14 protein-coding genes and 1 pseudogene are annotated in these 17116 nt (G+C 73.6%); 8 read left to right on the top strand and 7 right to left on the bottom strand.

Annotated elements, in window-relative coordinates:
- Positions 1–69: 69 nt before the first annotated feature.
- Complete coding sequence (locus ACZ5GH_RS06155) at positions 70–264, bottom strand: hypothetical protein (protein ID WP_387751195.1); 195 nt, start codon at positions 262–264, stop codon at positions 70–72.
- A gap of 238 nt (positions 265–502) precedes the next feature.
- On the opposite strand from ACZ5GH_RS06155, the gene ACZ5GH_RS06160 reads away from it, so the two are divergent.
- The 3 genes from ACZ5GH_RS06160 to ACZ5GH_RS06170 all read left to right on the top strand — a co-directional run bounded on the left by ACZ5GH_RS06160 (position 503) and on the right by ACZ5GH_RS06170 (position 2466).
- A complete protein-coding gene (locus ACZ5GH_RS06160) occupies positions 503–862 on the top strand; it encodes a hypothetical protein (RefSeq protein ID WP_387751192.1) in 360 nt (119 codons plus the stop codon).
- A 133-nt stretch (positions 863–995) separates the two neighbouring features.
- Positions 996–1850 carry an alpha/beta fold hydrolase gene (locus tag ACZ5GH_RS06165; protein WP_464333664.1) on the top strand — a complete coding sequence of 285 codons (855 nt, stop codon included), beginning with the start codon at positions 996–998 and terminating at the stop codon, positions 1848–1850.
- 187 nt (positions 1851–2037) lie between these two features.
- Positions 2038–2466 (top strand): SRPBCC family protein, encoded by a 429-nt coding sequence (locus ACZ5GH_RS06170; RefSeq protein WP_387751186.1) that lies wholly within the window; start codon positions 2038–2040, stop codon positions 2464–2466.
- Between the two features lie 196 nt (positions 2467–2662).
- Here the strand turns inward: ACZ5GH_RS06170 and ACZ5GH_RS06175 are convergent, their stop codons facing one another.
- The 3 genes and pseudogenes from ACZ5GH_RS06175 to ACZ5GH_RS06185 all read right to left on the bottom strand — a co-directional run bounded on the left by ACZ5GH_RS06175 (position 2663) and on the right by ACZ5GH_RS06185 (position 5826).
- Positions 2663–4276: a tannase/feruloyl esterase family alpha/beta hydrolase gene (locus ACZ5GH_RS06175; RefSeq protein WP_464333665.1), complete on the bottom strand. Its 1614-nt coding sequence runs from the start codon at positions 4274–4276 to the stop codon at positions 2663–2665.
- A gap of 211 nt (positions 4277–4487) precedes the next feature.
- Positions 4488–5156 (bottom strand): cytochrome b/b6 domain-containing protein, encoded by a 669-nt coding sequence (locus ACZ5GH_RS06180; protein WP_464333666.1) that lies wholly within the window; start codon positions 5154–5156, stop codon positions 4488–4490.
- Positions 5104–5826, bottom strand: a pseudogene (locus ACZ5GH_RS06185) (molybdopterin-dependent oxidoreductase). The gene ACZ5GH_RS06180 and the pseudogene ACZ5GH_RS06185 overlap by 53 nt, the downstream one beginning before the upstream one ends.
- A gap of 510 nt (positions 5827–6336) precedes the next feature.
- Here ACZ5GH_RS06185 and abc-f point away from each other — a divergent pair.
- The 3 genes from abc-f (at position 6337) to ACZ5GH_RS06200 (ending at position 10368) form a co-directional block, all read left to right on the top strand.
- The gene (gene abc-f, locus ACZ5GH_RS06190) at positions 6337–7971 is read left to right on the top strand and encodes a ribosomal protection-like ABC-F family protein (protein WP_387751175.1); all 1635 of its coding nucleotides are present in this window, start codon (positions 6337–6339) and stop codon (positions 7969–7971) included.
- Between the two features lie 79 nt (positions 7972–8050).
- The gene (locus ACZ5GH_RS06195) at positions 8051–9784 is read left to right on the top strand and encodes an ABC-F family ATP-binding cassette domain-containing protein (protein ID WP_464333667.1); all 1734 of its coding nucleotides are present in this window, start codon (positions 8051–8053) and stop codon (positions 9782–9784) included.
- A gap of 20 nt (positions 9785–9804) precedes the next feature.
- Positions 9805–10368: a CGNR zinc finger domain-containing protein gene (locus ACZ5GH_RS06200; RefSeq protein WP_464333668.1), complete on the top strand. Its 564-nt coding sequence runs from the start codon at positions 9805–9807 to the stop codon at positions 10366–10368.
- A 367-nt stretch (positions 10369–10735) separates the two neighbouring features.
- Here the strand turns inward: ACZ5GH_RS06200 and ACZ5GH_RS06205 are convergent, their stop codons facing one another.
- Positions 10736–11164: an Ohr family peroxiredoxin gene (locus tag ACZ5GH_RS06205; RefSeq protein WP_387751168.1), complete on the bottom strand. Its 429-nt coding sequence runs from the start codon at positions 11162–11164 to the stop codon at positions 10736–10738.
- Between the two features lie 340 nt (positions 11165–11504).
- Here ACZ5GH_RS06205 and ACZ5GH_RS06210 point away from each other — a divergent pair, with 340 nt between their 5' ends.
- Positions 11505–14648, top strand: coding sequence for an AfsR/SARP family transcriptional regulator (locus ACZ5GH_RS06210; RefSeq protein WP_464333669.1), 3144 nt, complete (start codon positions 11505–11507; stop codon positions 14646–14648).
- A gap of 91 nt (positions 14649–14739) precedes the next feature.
- Positions 14740–14904, top strand: a complete 165-nt coding sequence (locus ACZ5GH_RS06215) for a hypothetical protein (protein WP_387751162.1) — start codon at positions 14740–14742, stop codon at positions 14902–14904.
- A gap of 29 nt (positions 14905–14933) precedes the next feature.
- Here the strand turns inward: ACZ5GH_RS06215 and ACZ5GH_RS06220 are convergent, their stop codons facing one another.
- Positions 14934–15947 (bottom strand): helix-turn-helix domain-containing protein, encoded by a 1014-nt coding sequence (locus ACZ5GH_RS06220; RefSeq protein ID WP_387751159.1) that lies wholly within the window; start codon positions 15945–15947, stop codon positions 14934–14936.
- Between the two features lie 92 nt (positions 15948–16039).
- On the bottom strand, positions 16040–17053 hold the full coding sequence (locus ACZ5GH_RS06225) for an alpha/beta hydrolase (RefSeq protein ID WP_387751157.1): 1014 nt from the start codon (positions 17051–17053) through the stop codon (positions 16040–16042).
- Positions 17054–17116: the final 63 nt, after the last annotated feature.

Raw genomic sequence — 17116 nt, forward strand, 5'->3', positions numbered from 1 at the left:
ATACTGTCAGCCCTCCGCGAGGTCCCACAAGGCGCGTCCGGCGCGCCGGACGGGCGCGGGCCGTCGGGGCTACAGGCCCAGGTCGACGGCCAGGCAGGAGTAGAAGTTCCAGGCGCGCTCGGGGTCGTAGGCGGTGTTCGCCGCGCCGCCGGGGCCGGTGGCCGACTGTTCGGTCATGTCCTCGAAGCGGATGCGCTCGGGGAGGCTGCCGTAGCGGGCGTGGCGCGACTCGGCGGCGGGGTCGCCCGCGGGCTGGTTGCTCATGGCCACTCTCCTGATCGGCGGTCACGGATGACGGTTTCAGAGTGCGATCCGAATTGTCACCTGTCAAGCCGGTGATGATGGAGATGGAGACACACCTGGCGGCGCACACGCGTTTGGCTGGATCGGCACTCCCAGACGCTTTGTTGAAGATGCAAGGATCTGCCTCCCGGCCAGGGCCCGGCGACGGGTCGCGGGTCGGCTTTTCCGGCAGTTCCGCCACACGAAAGCAGGTGGTCGCATGTTCACATCCCAGGCGAGGCTCCGCGGCGCGGTCACGGCCGCGGCCATGGCCGCCGCCCTGGTCGCACTCGGCGCCGGGGCGGCCGGCGCCGCCGGCTGGCCGCCGCTGGAGCCGGGCGCGCGGCTCTATTCCGCGGCCGACGGAAAGGGGGCGGTAACCACCGTCGACCTCGCCGACCTGGGCACGTGCCACGCGCTGGCGGCGCCCGTCCGCTCGGTGCAGGTCGCCGACGGGGCGGCGTCGGTGGTGCTGTACGCCGACGCCGGGTGCGGCGACGCCCGGGCGTGGGCCACCGGGTCGCTGGCGCAGTCCAACCTGCCACTGGCAGCTCTGAGCTACCGGGTGGTCCCGGCGTAGCGACACCCCGCAGAGCGTTGATCGTCACCGCCTTGACAGGTGATGGACGGGGGCGGCATTCTCATCACCTGTCAGGGCGGTGACGGCATCGGTGATGCCGCCCGCCCACGCCGAAATCCGGGAGGGATCTGTCGTGGTGAGCATCAAGGGTGGACGCGGGCGGCCGGCGGCGAGCGTGGTCTCGGCGCTCACGGCGGGCCTGGCGCTCGGCGCCTTCGCCCTCGCCGGCACCGCCGACGGCGCGACCGCGGCCGAGGCCTTCGCGAACGGCCGGACCAGGCCGACCGTCGTCCTGGAGCACGGCGCCTTCGCCGACGCCTCCAGTTGGAACGGCGTCGTCGCCGCGCTGCGCGCCGACGGCTACCCGGTGGTCGCCGCCGCGAACCCGCTGCGCGGACCCGCCTCCGACGCCGCCGCGCTGCGCACCGTCCTGGACCACGTCAAGGGCCCCAAGATCCTGGCCGGCCACTCCTACGGCGGCAACGTCATCAGCCAGGCCGCCACCGACGATCCCGAGGTCAAGGCCCTCGTCTACGTGGCCGCCTTCCTGCCGGCCCCGGGCGAGAGCGCCCTCGAACTGACGAACAGGTACCCGGGCTCGACGCTGCCCGACGCCCTGGATCCGGTCGACTACCGGCAGGCCGACGGCAGTAACGCCACCGACCTGTACATCCGCCAGGACGCGTTCCGCCACCAGTTCGCCGCCGACGTCCCCGCCGGCCAGGCCGCCCAGATGGCCGCCGGGCAGCGCCCCGTCGCCCAGACCGCCCTGACGGAGAAGGCGACCTCCGCCGCCTGGCTGACCAAGCCCAGCTGGGCCGTCGTCACCACCCGCGACCTCAACATCCCGGCCGCGGCGCAGCGCTTCATGGCCGAGCGCGCCCACGCCGAGACCACCGAGGTCGCCGCCTCCCACTCGGTCGCCGTCTCGCACCCCCGGCTCGTCGCGGACGTCATCGAGCGGGCCGCCCGCGCCACGGCCCACTGACGGACCGCTGCCGGTCCGCCCCGCGCGCCCCCTCTCACCCGGTGCCGCCATGTCGGCGGCACCGGGCGCCGGCATGCCCGGGCCGGCCAGCCCCCATTTCACCGTCACCATCTTGACCGGTGACGTAGCTTCATGAAAACCTACCGTCACCTATCAGAACAGTTACTTCCCGATGAGGACACCCACCATGGCAGTCGTACGGTTCCAGCTCCTCTCCACGCTCGGCACGGAGGACGTCCTGGCGGTGCTGACCGACTTCACCCCCGCCCGCGCCGAGACCTGGCCGACGATCGACGCCGAGCACTTCGAGGTCCACGCGCTCGGCGACACCTGGGCCGAGGTCACCGAGGGAACCGCCGCCGCCTGGGAGCGCGCCCACTACGAGTGGAAGCCGGGCGGCGACACCGTCACCGTCACCACCCTCGACTCCAAGCTCTTCGGCCCCGGCGGCGGCTGGGTGTTCCGGATGACCCCCGAGGGCGACGGCACCCTGGTCGACGTCCGGCTGACCCGGCAGCCGACCACCCTCAAGGGCCGGATGCTCGCCGCGCTGCTCCCCGTCGCCGCTCCCCCGGCCCTGCGCAAGTCCTTCGCGGGGCCGCTGCGGACCAGGTGAAACCCGCCACAGGACGGAAGGGGCCGACAGCACCGGCTGTCGGCCCCTTCGCCGTGCCCGGGCAACGCCCTCCGCGAGGCGGCGTGCCGGCGCGTGACGAAGGGCCGCGTGCCGGCGCGTGACGACGAGACCGACGCGGAAAGGCCCGGCCCGCGCCGTCGGGCGCGGGCCGGGCCGGGTCGGCACCGGGCGGGGATCAGTGCCGGGAGGGGAGGACGCAGCGGAAGCTCGCGGCGGCGGCCGGGTCCCCGTGGCCCCGGTAGCGGGACACCTCGGGGTAGCGGCAGACGTCACGCTCGACGCTGCGCCCGGAGGCGTCGATCAGCGTGGCGGGCAGCGTCCGCGGCGCCCTGCCCTGCTCGACCCAGGCCGTCAGGGCGGCGAGGTCGTCGACCGTGCCGGCGCCCTTGTTGAGGCCGCAGTGGGCCGCACCCGGGACGAGGAAGAGGCGGTAGAAGTCGTCCACGCGCTTGGTGCCGCCCATCTTCCGCTCGACCTGCCGTCGGTAGTCGACGGTGCCCTGGGTGGGGATGAACTGGTCGGCCTGGCCGTGCCAGGTCAGCAGCTTGCCGCCGGAGTCGCGGAAGGCGGACAGATCGGGGTGGTCGGTGCCGATGATCCGGTCGTACTCGGCCTGGGACTGCTCGAACAGACGGGTGAACTGGTCGTAGGTGATCGTCGAGACGTCGAACGACGGCTGCTTCTTCAGCCAGGTCGTCACCCAGAGCCGGGGCACCGGGAACGGCGCGCCCTTCACCTGGCCGTTCGCGTCCCGCTCGGTGCCGGCCAGCCCCGCCAGGTCGGCGCCGACCGGGACGCCGGACCACAGCTTCCGGCCCGACGCGGTGCGCGGACCGTCCCAGATCCTGCGCACCACGGCGGCGTCCGCGGCCGTGATGGTCAGCTCCTTCCCGTCGCAGACCACCGTGGTGCCGATCAGCCGACGCGGGTCGAAGTCGCACCGCGACGCGTCGGCGACCAGGTTGTCCCTGGCCCCGTCGAGCGGGTCGCAGGCCGCGACGGCGGCGTCGGTGAAGGCCTTGAACTCGCAGGCGGACGGGTAGGTCCGCTCGTTGTTCATGACCACCTGCGGCCACAGGGTGGCGACCTCGAACTCGTCCCAGTTGACGGCGGGCGCGTCGGCCAGGATGCCGTCGAAGTCGTCGGGGTGGCGCTGGGCCTCCAGGTAGCCCTGGCGCCCTCCGGTGGAGCACCCGTTGAAGTACGAGTAGGAGGCCGGTCGGCCGAAGTGCGCCGCCACCACCTGCTTGCCGACGAGTGCCGCCTCGTGCTGGGAGCGGGACGCGAGGTTCTCCAGCAGCGCGGTGTCGACCTCGCCCTTCGCGTTCAGCGCCCAGCCGACGTCGACGGCGTCGGCGAGCCCGCCGTCGGTGGTCGTCGCGGCGTACCCGTTCCTGACCGCCGTGCCCATCCCGACGCCGTTGTCCCCGGCCGCGAAGGCGCTCCCGCCGAGCGCCTGGAAACGGCCGTTCCAGCCGCTGACGGGCAGCCAGGTCCGCACCTTCGCGTGGTCGTCGTCACCGGGGTGGGTGAGGGTGACCACCACCTCGCAGAACGCGGGGACACCGGTGACGGTGCCGCCCACCACCCCTGTCCCGTCGATCGTGCCGCCCGCCCGGCGGTCCGCCGTCACGGACTCCACCGCCGTGCCGGCGGGGGCCCGCACGGCCGGCGCGGAACAGCCGGACGCCGCGGGCGCGGAGCCGTACGGCGTCTCCGCCGTCGCCGCCGGCAGGTTCACCGCGGCCAGCGCGGCGCCGGTCGCGAGCACGGTCAGGAATCTCTTCATGGGTGTCCCGTCCAAGGAAGTACGTGGGTGTGCGCCCGGCCGCGCGGGCACGTGTGTCCGGCGGCCGGGCAGGGTGGTCGAAAGCGGTGTGGCGAAGAAGGTGTGGCGAAGAGGGTGTGGCGAAGAAGGTTCGGCGAAGCAGGTGCGGCGAAGAAGGTGCCGCGAAGGAGTCGCGGCAAGGAAGAGGAAGGTGAGAGCCGGCCGTACGGGCTCAGGCGTCCGTCCGGTCCCCGGGCAGCCACCGGGAGTGGTGCCGCGCCGCCCAGGAGCGGCTGACGTACCCGGTGCGCATCCCGCGCCGCGCCTCCGGGTCCTGGAGCGCCTTGCGCAGGTGGCCGAGGACCACGAACGCGATCGCCCAGGCCAGGACGTCGTGGACGAAGATCGCGCTGGTGCGGGAGACGAACGGCAGCAGGTGGGTGAACCACATCAGCAGGCCCGTCGACGCCATCACCAGTACCGCGCCGGCGATCCAGCCCGCGTAGAGCTTCTGCCCGGCGTTGAACTTGCCCGCGGGCCGCGCCTCGGGCCCGACCCGGCGCCGGCGGACGGCCCGCAGCCACTCCCGGTCGTACGGCGCGAAGCGGTTGAGCCGGCGCAGGTCCGCCCGGAACTCGGCGGAGAACAGTCCGAGCAGGAGCGGCAGCGGCAGCAGCACGCCCGACCACTCGTGGACGGTGGCCACCAGATGGCGCCGCCCGACGAGTTGGGCCAGCGGCCCCAGGTAGAGGCAGGCCGCGGCGGCCAGGCAGAGCAGCATCAGGACGCCGGTGGCCCGGTGGACCAGGCGTTCCGCGGTGCTGAACCGCCGCACCCGGCCCCGGTGTTCAGGCCGCTTCGCCGCGCCGGTCGGCGCCGTCGAGCCAACCGTCGATGTCATAGCCGCGCTCCTCCCAGTAGCCGGGGACGACCCTGTCGGTGACCTCGATGCCGGACAGCCACTTGGCCGACTTGTAGAAGTACATGGGCGCCACGTAGAGGCGGACCGGCCCGCCGTGCGCGTGGGTGATGGGCTGGTCCTGCATGTTCAGCGCCACCAGGACGTCCGAGCGGCGGGCCTGTTCCAGGGTGAGGCTCTCGGTGTACTCGCCGTCGAAGCAGGTGAAGCGGACGGCCGCGCCCGGGGAGCGCACTCCGGCGGCGTCGAGGAGGTCCGCCAGCCGCACCCCCTCGAAGGGCGTCCGGTCCACCCGCCAGCCGTCCGTTCACAGCACGTCGTGGACCACCCGGGTCTGCGGCAGCGCGCGCAGTTCCGGCAGGGTGTAGGTCGTCTGACGCTCCACCAGCCCGCCGACGCGCAGCTCGTAGTTCGTCTCGTCCTTGTGCGGCACCGAGCCGACGACGCTGTAGTACCGGAAGCCGCCGGGGTTGGGCAGCAGGCCGGTCAGGCCGGTCGCGTCGCGCTCGGAGGCGGCGGCCAGGAACCCCTCCCAGCCGCGCTGGAGGTACGGCGCCGCGGCGATCCCCGCGACGCCCGCGCCGAGCATGCCGAGCACCGCTCGCCGCCCCACCGGGGCGCCCTCGGCCCTCCGCTTCGGTCTTCCCGCCATGGTCAGTGCGCTCCTTCGGGGTGGCGACGGTCCCGGCGGGCGGCCGCTCTCCGGCCGCCCGGTCGCGGGCGGGTCCACACGTGTGGCCTCGGTCGAGCGCCTCGACTCCGTCACCTGTTCAACAGGTGACGATGCTGGCACGGCCGCGCTCGGCCTGTCAACGGGAGCGCCGACGGGCCGGCGACGGCTGGCCGCGGAGCAGGAGCCCGGACGAAAGCGGGTGCGGTGAAGGGCAGTTGCCGGCCGACGCCCCCGGCGGCGCCCACCTGCCGACCGATCGACCACCCCCCGGCCCCTGCTACAGTGGATGTGACCTGTAGTCGTGTGATCGAGGAGTGGCAGACGTGGCGGGTGACGACGACATCTCCGGGTGAGATCCGGATCTGACGGCCACCGGCCGGTGCTTCAGGAGCGCCGCCGAGGTGGTCCGTTTCGTCGACCCTTTTTTCCCACACGTCTGCCCAGGGCAGAGGTCCGTCTCCCTGCCCTCATTCCCTTCGAGGTCATCCCATGTCCGACGCTGCCGTCGTCTGCTCGAACGTCTCCTTCGCCTGGCCCGACGACACCCCGGTCTTCCACGACCTGTCCTTCACCGTGCCCGCCGGCCGCACCGGCCTGGTCGCCCCCAACGGCGCCGGCAAGAGCACCCTGCTCAAGCTGATCGCCGGCGAACTCAAGCCCGCCACCGGCTCGGTGACGGTCACCGGACGGCTCGGCCACCTCCGCCAGAGCCTGCCGCTGACCTCCGACCTCACCGTCGCCGAGGTGCTCGACGTCGCCGGGATCATCCGGGCCATCGACGCCGTGGAGTCCGGCGACGTCGACGAACGGCACTTCACCACCATCGGCGACGACTGGGACATCGAGGAGCGCACCCGCGCCCAGCTCGACCGCCTCGGCCTGACCGACCTCACCCTGGACCGCGGCCTGAGCACGCTCAGCGGCGGCCAGATCGTCTCCCTCGGCCTCGCCGCCCAACTGCTCAGGCGCCCCGACGTCCTGCTGCTCGACGAGCCCACCAACAACCTCGACGTGGAAGCCCGGCACAAGCTCTACGACGTGCTCGCGGACTTCAACGGCTGCCTGCTGCTGGTCAGCCACGACCGCGCACTGCTCGACCGGATGCAGCACATCGCCGAACTCGGCAACGGTGAACTTCGCTTCTACGGCGGCAACTTCACCGCCTACGAGGAGGCCGTTCGGGCCGAGCAGGAGGTCGCCGAGAAGAACGTCCGCAACGCCGAGCAGGAGCTGAAGCGCGAGAAGCGCGAGATGCAGCAGGCCCGCGAACGCGCCGAGCGCCGCCAGAGCAACGCCGCCCGCAACCTCAAGAGCGCCGGCCTGCCCCGCATCTTCGCCGGGAACATGAAGCGCGGCGCCCAGGAGTCCGCCGGCCGGGCCGGCCAGATGCACGCGGCCCGGGTCACCGAGGCCAAGGCCCGGCTGGACGAGGCCGGCCGCGCCCTGCGCGAGGAGCAGCGCCTCTCCCTGGAGCTGCCCGACACCCAGGTCCCCGCCGGGCGCAACCTCTTCCTCGGCGAGGGCCTGCAGGTCCGCCACGCCGGCCGGCCGGTGTTCGCCGACGGCGGCGTCGACCTGAGCGTGCGCGGCCCCGAGCGCATCGCGCTGACCGGGCCCAACGGCGCAGGCAAGAGCACCCTGCTGCGCCTGGTCACCGGCGAACTCACCCCGGACGCCGGGGAGATCAGGCGCAACGACGGGCGGATCGCCTACCTCTCGCAGCGGCTGGACCTGCTGGACCTCGACCGCACCGTGGCGGAGAACTTCGCCGCCTTCGCGCCCGAGCGGCCCGAGACCGAGCGGATGAACCTGCTCGCCCGCTTCCTCTTCCGCGGCGCCCGGGCCCACCTGCCGGTCGGGGTGCTCTCCGGCGGCGAGCGGCTGCGCGCCACGCTGGCCTGCGTGCTGTGCGCGGAGCCCGCCCCGCACCTGCTGCTCCTGGACGAGCCGACCAACAACCTCGACCTGGTCAGCGCCGGCCAGCTGGAGAGCGCCCTGAACTCCTACCAGGGCGCCTTCCTGGTGGTCAGTCACGACGAGCGCTTCCTCGCGGAGATCGGGGTGAACCGCTGGCTCCGGCTGGCCGACGGCACGCTGAAGGAGACCGGGGCTCCCGCGGTGTGATCCGCCGGCGTTCGGCCCGGGCCGCGAGCGCGGTCCGGGCCCCGGCAGGCCCACCACCCCTCACCTCGGAAGGCTCCCCGTGCTCCAGCACGCCCTGCTCGCCCACGACCTCGTCCGCGTCCTCGGCGGCCGACGCGTCCTCGACGGCGTCGGCCTGACCGCCGCCCCCGGCCACCGGATCGGCCTGATCGGGGAGAACGGCGCCGGCAAGTCCACCCTGCTGCGGGTGCTCGCCGGCGTGGACGAACCCGACGCGGGAAGCGTCTCGCGCCCCGCGGACCTCGGCTTCCTGCACCAGGAGATGCCGTTCGAGGCCGGTGCCACCGTCGCCGCCGTCCTGGACGACGCGCTGCGCGAGGCCCGTGAGGACCTCGCGGAACTGGACCGGCTCGGCGCGGAGATCGCCCGGCTCCCGGAGTCCGACCCGGGCCACCCGGAACTCCTGGACGCCTACGGCCGGCGGCTGGAACGGGCCCGGGACCGGGAGTCCTGGGACGCCGACCGGCGAGCGGCCCTGGTCCTCGACGGGCTGGGCCTCGGCGCGCTCGGCCACGACCGCGCGCTCGGCTCGCTGTCCGGCGGGCAGCGCGGCCGGCTGGCCCTCGCCGCGCTGCTCGTCCGGCGGCCGTCCGCGCTGCTGCTGGACGAGCCGACCAACCACCTCGACGACGGCGCCGCCGCCTTCCTGGAGGAACAGTTGCGCGCACTGCCCGGCACCGTGGTGGTGGCCACCCACGACCGGGCGTTCCTCGACGCCGTCTGCACCCACCTGGTCGACCTCGACCCGGCGGTGGACGGGCCGGTCCGCTACGGCGGCAACTACAGCGCCTACCTGGGCGAGCGGCGCGCGGAACGGGAGCGCTGGGAGCGGCGGTACGCCGAGGAGCAGCAGGAGTTGGCGCGGCTGCGGCACACCGTCGGGGTGACCGCGCACCTGGTCGCGCCGGACCGGGGACCGCGCGACAACGAGAAGATGGGCTACGGCCACCGGGCGGGCCGGGTGCAGAACCAGGTCTCCCGCCGGGTGCGCAACGCCACCCGGCGGCTGGAGGAGCTGGAGCGCGCACAGGTCCCCGAGCCGCCGCGCCCGCTGCGGTTCGCCGTCGAGGCCCTGGCGACGGACGTCGACGTGCTGGCGACGGACGTCGACGCACTGGCGGCGGACGCCGACGCGCCGGCGGCGGACGCCGACGCCTCGGCCGTGGACCCCGGGGGGAACCCGCGCCCCCTGGTGTCACTCCGGAACGTCCGGGTGCCCGGCCGCCTCGCCCTGGACGCCCTGGAGCTGGCGGCCACCGACCGGCTGCTGGTCACGGGCGGCAACGGGACGGGCAAGTCGACGCTGCTCGCCGTACTCGCCGGGCTCCTCCCCGCCGAGGGCACGGTGCACCGGCACCCCGGGCTGACGGTCGGACTGCTCACCCAGGACACCGTGTTCGACCGGTCCGACCGCACCGTGCGCGACACCTACGCGCTGGCGCTGGGCGCGGCGCGGGCCGAGCGGGTGCCGCTCGGGTCGCTCGGCCTGCTGCACCCGGCGGACCTGGACAAGCCCGTCGGCCGGCTGTCCGTCGGGCAGCGCCGACGGCTCGCGCTGGCCCTGCTGGTGGCCGACCCGCCCCGGCTCCTGCTGCTCGACGAGCCCACCAACCACCTCTCCCCGCGTCTCTGCGACGAACTGGAGGAAGCCCTCGGCACCGGCCCCGGCGCGATCGTCCTCGCGAGCCACGACCGCTGGCTGCGCCGCCGCTGGCAGGGCCGCGAGCTGCGGCTGGAGCCGGCCGGGGCCGCGCGTCATTGCTCCCCCGGGTAGTCACCTGTCAGCATGGTGATGTGAACCTCGACCATGTCTTCGTCTGCGGGCACCCGGCCCTGGACTTCGCGGCCACGCTCCGCGCACGGCGCACCGTGCGGTTCGAGATGTTGGTGACGCCGGAACGCCTGAACGCCTGGTACCTGGACTGCGGGCTCGTGGACACGATCACGCCCGGCGACGAGCACGGCCTCCGCGAGGCGAAGACCGTCCGCGAGGCCGTCTACCGGCTCGTCACCGACCGCCGGCTCGGCGAGGCCTTCGACCGGGAGGCCCTCGCCGTGCTGAACGCGGCCGCGCGCAAGCCGCCCGTGACGCCGCAGCTCACCACGACGGGGCGGCGCAACGCGGCGACCCCCGGGCAGGCATTGGCGACCGTCGCGCGCCAGGCGGTCGAACTCCTCGGCGGCCCGGACGTCCCGCTGATGAAGGAGTGCGGCAACCCGGAGTGCACCCGGGTCTACATCGACCGCTCCCGGGGCCTGCGCCGCCAGTGGTGCGGCATGGAGTCCTGCGGCAACAGGATCAAGGCCGCCGCCTACCGCGCGCGCAGGAGGACTCCGCCCGCCTCGGCCGCGCGATAGCTCGCCGCCAAGGGGCGCGTCCGGCGCCGGACGCAGCACCACTCTCCGTCCTGGACACCCTGGTGCGGCCGGGCCGGGACAGCGACGGCTGACCGGTCCCGCCCTCAGGCGAAGAACGAGGCCGCCGGACCGTACCCCAGCCGCAGGACGGCCTCCGCCCAGCCCCACAGCTGCGCGCCGTCCGGCCAGGGCCGCTGCTCCGCGCCGGTGGAACACCGGTCAGGGGTGTGACGGCGACACCCGGCCGCCCGCGGACACGTGTGCGCCGAGGTTGCCATGTCCTGCCTCGCTCTCGAATCGGGGGGGGTGGGCGGGTCCCGTGCCGGACGGGGGGCAGGCACGGGACCCGCCGCCTGGGAGGGGTGGATCAGGCGGCGACGCCGGCGTGGATGACGACCGGGATGTTGTCGCGCGTGGCCTTGGAGTACGGGCAGATCCGGTGCGCGGCGCGGGCCAGCTCCTCGGCGGTGGCCTGGTCCACGCCGCCGAGCACGGGGCTCAGGACCGCGGAGAGCGAGAACTCACCGTCGTCGCCGTGGGTCAGCGTGATCTCCGCCGTGATGGAGGTGCTGGTCAGCCGGACCCCGCGGTCGCCGGCCGCCCGGCGGAGCGCCCCGAGGAAGCAGGCGGCCCACCCGGCCGCGAGCAGCTGCTCCGGATTGGTCGCGGTGCCGGCGCCACCGAACTCCTTCGGAACGGCGAGACCGGTCTCCAGCAGACCGTCGGAGGAACGGACCCGGCCGCCGTTGCGGCCCTCCCCGTCGACGTCGACGACGGCGGTGTAGCTGACTGCCATGACTGGTGCTCCCCATCTGGATCGGATCGGTGTCCGGCCGCTCCCTGCGATGCGCACAAATCCTCTGCGCCATCACCTGTTCGGCCGGTGACGCAATGATGGCAACCCATTCCGTCACCCGTCAAGCAGGTGACGAGATCTCATCGAGGGGCTAGCACAGGGCGGGCGGAAGGATAAAGAACATGCCAAAGGTGAACCGGCCGGAGGCTCGGACGTGCTATGGCCGACGGGCCGCGCACGTGCCATGCTCTCCAAGGCGACGGACGGGACAGACCGGCGGGGGTACACCGTGGAGTTCCATGTTCTGGGGACAGTCGAACTCTCCGTCGGTGGAAGGCCGGTGACCCTCCGGACCAACAAACTGCGCTGCCTGGCGGCGGCACTCGCACTCGACGTCGGCCGGCCCGTACCGGTCGACACCCTGATCTCCCGGCTCTGGGGAACCGAGCCTCCCGCCAAGGCCCGGGCAGCCGCGCACTCGTACATCTCCCGGCTGCGCACCGCGCTCCGGCTGGCCCAGCACGCGGACGGCGACGCGCCGCCCGCGGTGATCAACCGCAGCGCGCACGCCTACACCCTGGCCACCGATCCGCAGCGGGTCGACTGGGCACGGTACGTCCGACTCGGCCGACGCGCGCGGTCGCTCGCCGACGCGGGCCACGACCGCCAGGCACTCGAAGTCCTCCGGCAGGCGGACGACACCTGGCGGGGCGAGCCCCTCGCCGGCCTCCCCGGCCAGTGGGCGCAGGCCGCCAGGAGCACCATGCGCGACCAGTGGCTCGCCACCACACTCATCCGCTTCGAAGTCGAGCTCAGACTCGGGCACTTCGCCGATCTGGTGCCCGAACTGTCCGCGCTGGCGGAACAGCGCCCGACCGACGAGCGGGTGGCGGGCCACCTGGTCACCGCGCTGTACGGCTGCGACCGCTTCGCCGACGCGCTGGAGGTGCTCCGGCGGACCCGGCGGTTACTGCGCGAGTACCTCGGCACCGAACCCGGGGACCAGCTCAGACTCCTTCAGCAGCGCGTCCTCCGCCGTGCCCCGATCGGCGGGATCCTGACCCGTCCGGCGGGTGCCGCCGCCCCCGCCGCCCCGACCGCCGCCGCGCCGCCCCCTCCCCCGCCCGCCACGGCCGACCGCGGCCCCGCGCGCAGCAACTACCTCCCCGTGCTGCACCGGCTGGTGGGCCGCGACGCGGAACTCCGGCGCCTCCTCTCAGCGTCCACGGGCGGCTACATCGGAGCGGTCTCCGGCATGGCCGGCACCGGGAAGACCCGCCTCGTCGTCACCGCGGCGCACCTCCTCCAGGACCGCTACCCGGACGGCCAGTACTACGTCGACCTCCGCGCGAACGGCGGCGCCCAACAGCCCCTGGAGACCGGGACGGTGGCGACGCTGCTGCTCAGGCAGTTCGGGATCCCGGCCACCTCGATCCCGACCGACCGGGAGGAGCTGTCGGCCCGGTGCCGCGGCCTGCTCGCCGAACGCCGGGCCGTGGTCGTGCTGGACGACGCCCGGGGGCCCGAGCAGATCCGTCCCCTGCTCCCGGCCGACCCGGCCTCCTTCGTGCTCGTCACCAGTCGGCACCGACTGGTCGAACTCCCGTGCAGCCCGATCTTCCTGGACGTCATGACGCCCGAGGACGCGGTGGAGCTCTTCACCATGCTGGTCGGCAAGGAACGGGCCGACGACGCCGCAGGAGCCGAGGCCCTCGTCGAGCTGTGCGGTCGGCTCCCGCTCGCCATCGACCTGGCGGCGAGCCGGTTGAAGGCCCACCCCACCTGGTCCCTGGAGCACTTCCTCCGGCGGCTGTCCCGCAGGAGCGGCCGGCTGGACGAACTCCGCCACGGGCTGGAGAGTGTGGCCCTGGCCTTCGACGTCTCCTACCGGTCGCTTCCGCGCCCGCAGCAGGAGGCGTTCCGCCTGCTCGGTCTGCACCCCGCTCCCGACTTCGGCCCCGACACCGCCGCGGCCCTGGTCGGCCGGCCGCTGCGGGAGACCGATCGGATCCTGGAGAGCCTGCACGACCTGCACATGCTCCAGGAGAACTCGCCGGAACGGTACGGCCTGCACGACCTCCTGCGCGAGTTCGCCGTCGATCTCGTCACGGCCGAGGAACGGCGGCAGGCGGTCCGAAGACTCGTCGACTTCGCCTTGCGGGCGGCCGATCGAGCCGACCGCAGCCTCAATCCCCGACGCTTCCGACTGGCCGTTCCCGAACTGCCGCGACACGCCCCCGTGGACGCCCTGCTGGGCGGACTCGACTGGCCCGACGACCGGGCGATCAGGGGGTGGCTGGGCGCGGAACTCCCCGGGCTGGTCGCCGTGGAGGCCCACGCCCGGACCAACGGCCTGGCCGAGGAGGCCGCATGGCTCGCCCACGCCCTCACCGACCACCTGGAGTCCGAGGGACTGTGGCGCGAGGCCGACGGGATGCACCGGGCCGCGGCCGACCACTTCCACGCCCGAGGCGAGGACCTGGCCGAGAGCCACGCCCTCCTGGCGCTGGCCTCGGTCCGGATCCGCACCGCCCGGTACACCCTCGCCGAGCCGGCCGCGGAGGGCGCCCTCGCCATCGCCCGGACAGCGGGCGACGCCGGGTGCACGGCGGAGGCGCTGGAGCGGCTCGCGAAGATCCGTTGGAACCAGAGCGACCTGACGGCCGCGCTGTCGATCCAGCGCGAGGTCGTGGAGATACACCGGCAGGCGGGGGACGAAGGGAACAGAATCCGCTGCCTGAACAATCTCGGCGCGGTTCTCGTCTATGTCGGCGACCATCAGGCAGCACTGGAATCGTTCACCGAAGCCTTACCCCTGGCCGAATCCATGGGTGATGCGCGCCTCCGGCTCCTGATTCTCGGAAATATCGGCGGCATACACCTCAGCACCAGGAATCCGAATGCCGCGCGCGACGCGTTCGAGCAGATCCTGACCATCGGGGAAAACATCCTCTCACCGAATGATCTGGCGATCGTCCGCATGAACCTCGCGGAGTCCTTGCCGCTCCCCGCCGACGCCGACCGCGCCACGGAGCTCATCCGGTCCGCGTTCCGCACCTTCCGCCAGACCGGAAACCGGCAGCTGGAGACCAGTGCCGGCAACGGGCTGGGAAACGTGCACCTGGAGACCGGGCGCTACGAGGACGCCCTGGACCAGTACGCGCGCGCCCTCGAACTGGCCCGGTCGATCGGCGCCCAGCGCGAGGCCGCCGGTGCGCTGCGCGGACTGGGCCGGGCCGAGCACGCCCTCGGCCGGTCGTCCGACGCGCTCGGCCACCTCCAGCAGGCCGTAGAACTCTCCCGGCAGATCGAGGCGACGGAGGAGGAGGCCCACGCCTGCGAGGCGCTGGCCGAAGCGCAGCTCAGGGCCGGACACCTGGAGGCGGCCCGGACGACACTTCAGCGCGCTGTCGAGCTCTCGGAGTCGGCCAACCTGTCAGAATCGAAAGAGATGCGCAACCTTCGCAAAGAGCTTGATCAATAGTCGAACATAAATCGCCAGACTGGCCTGAAGTCAACGCTCATGCCATTATTCCTGTGATCACCCGCCCAAACGATCATCAGGAAAGTATTTCGTGGACAAATTTGCCTTGTACATGGCGGCCGCCCTGGCCGTGGCCCTGCCCGCGCTGACCGTAACCGCGCACGGCAGGCCCGACAAAGCCGAAACGGCGTCGACCACCGAGGCCTGGGTGCCGCTCTGGGCGCTCAAGGCGGCTGCCGCGGACCCCACCGCCTGAACCGGGTCCGCGGCAGCCCGTCACCCGGTTCACACCGCGACGCCGTACCCGGCCGACAGGCCCGGCACCCCCACGGCTCCCGGCGTCGGCCCCTGGCCCGCGCCGGCCTGCCACCCGCGCGGGGACACCCCGTAGGCGGCGCGGAACGCCCGGCTGAAGTGACTGGCGCTCACGAAGCCCCAGCGTCCGGCGATCGCCGCCACGCTCACCTGGCCCGAGGTCCGGCGGGCCAGGTCCCGGCGGGCCATGTCCAGCCGCTGGCGCTGGATCCAGCGGGCCACCGTCACCCCCTCGAAGCGGAACAGCTTGTGCAGGTAGCGCACCGACACGTGGTGGGCCGCCGCGATCCGCTCGGGCGAGAGGTCCGGGTCCCCCAGGTGCCGCAGGATGTGGTCCTTCACCCGGGCCAGGGTGGCGAGCGCGACCTCGGGCGCCTCCGGGACGGACCGGCCGCGGCGCTCGTGGGCGAGCACCGCGAGCAGGTCGAGCGCCGTGGCGGCGAGCCAGGAGGCCAGCTGCGGCTCCATCGTGTCGGCGGACCGGGAGAGGCACTCCAGGTAGGCGGCGACCAGCCGGGCGGTGCCCCCGCCGGCGTCGAAGGCCGTCGCGGTCAGCACCCGCAGGTCCTCCTCGGAGACACCCCCGGCCGACCGCGGCCAGTGGAAGGCCGTGAGGACGAAGGGCTCCGGCAGCTCCTTGACGAACGGCCGCCCGGCGTCGGAGATCGCGAAGGTGCCCGGGCGCAGCTCCACCCGGTGGCCGTCCTGGAGCAGCCGGGCGGTACCGCAGTGCTGGAGCCCCAGGGTGAGGTGGTCCTCTCCCCCGCGGGCGATCAGCCCCGCGGTGCGCTCGACCCGCTGGGGGCCGGCCTGCACCAGGGAGACCCGAGTGGCGCCCAGGCCGTGGCTGGTGATCGTCGCGGGCGCGGGCACGCTCTCCAGCAGCGTCACGTCCAGCGGGACGAAGGTGCGGGAGACGGCCCGGTGCCAGTACTCGGCGCGGTCGGCGGGCGGTACCAGGGCGGAGTCGAAGACGACGGGCATCGGTACTCCTCGTACGGCTGTCGGCCGGACCGGCCGGTCCGGTGTCGCGGTGTCGGGTGGGCACGGGCCCGCGTCGGGACGGTGCGAGAGGGTCACCAGGAGCGTCCGTGCAGGGCGACGTGCACGGTGTCGACGGCCTGGATCAGCGCGGCCCGGGCGGTACTGGTGGGGCAGTCCGCGGCGAGCAGGAGGAAGCCGTGGACGGCGCCCTGGTAGCGCATCGCCACCACCGGGACCCCGGCCGCGCGGAGCCTGGCCGCGTACGCCTCGCCCTCGTCCCGCAGCACGTCGGCTTCGGCGGTGACCACCAGGGCCGGCGGCAGCCCGGCGAGTTGGTCCAGGGAAGCGCGCAGCGGCGCGGCGGTGGCCTCGGTCCGGCGGTCCGCCTCCGGCAGGTAGTCGTCCCAGAACCGGCGCATGTGGTCGCGGTGCAGGAAGTAGCCGGCCGCGAACCGGTGGTAGGACGGCGTGTCGAAGTCGGCGTCGGTGACCGGGCAGAGCAGCACCTGGTGGACCAGCGGCGCGTCGCCGCGCTCCCGGGCCAGCAGGGTCAGCGCCGCCACCAGGTTGGCCCCGGCGGAGTCGCCGACGGCGGCGATCCGCTCGCCGTCCAGTCCGATCTCGTGGCCGTGCGCGTGGATCCAGCGGGCCACGGCGTGGCACTGCTCGACGGCCACCGGGTAGCGGGCGGCGGGCGCCCGGGCGTAGTCCACGTAGACCACGGCGGCGTCGGTGCCCAGGGCGAACTCCCGGATCAGCCGGGCGTAGCAGGCGGCGTCGCCGAGCGACCAGCCGAGGCCGGGCAGGAACAGCACGACGGGGCTGGGCCCGCCGGCGCCGACCGGCCTGGTGACCTGGACGTGCACCCGTCCGGTCGGGCCGCAGGGCAGGGCGAGCCACTCGGTCGTGGTGCCGTACGGGTCGTCCTGGTCCTGGTGCCCGTCCGGGTCACCAGGCCCGTCGGCGCCGTCCGGAGGGTCGTCCGGGGCGAGGAAGGAGAGGTCCGGCAGTTCCGTCGCGGACCGGCCGGCTCCGGCGTCCAGGAAGTCCTGGAGCGCCCGGTCGAGCACCGGGCGCCGGTCGGGCTGGGGGGTGGGGTCGGACAACTCTTGCTCCTGGCTTCGGTCGGCGGGCACGGTGGTTCCTTGAGTGCCCCGGCCGTGGTGGCC

Source organism: Kitasatospora sp. Xyl93 (assembly GCF_055383135.1).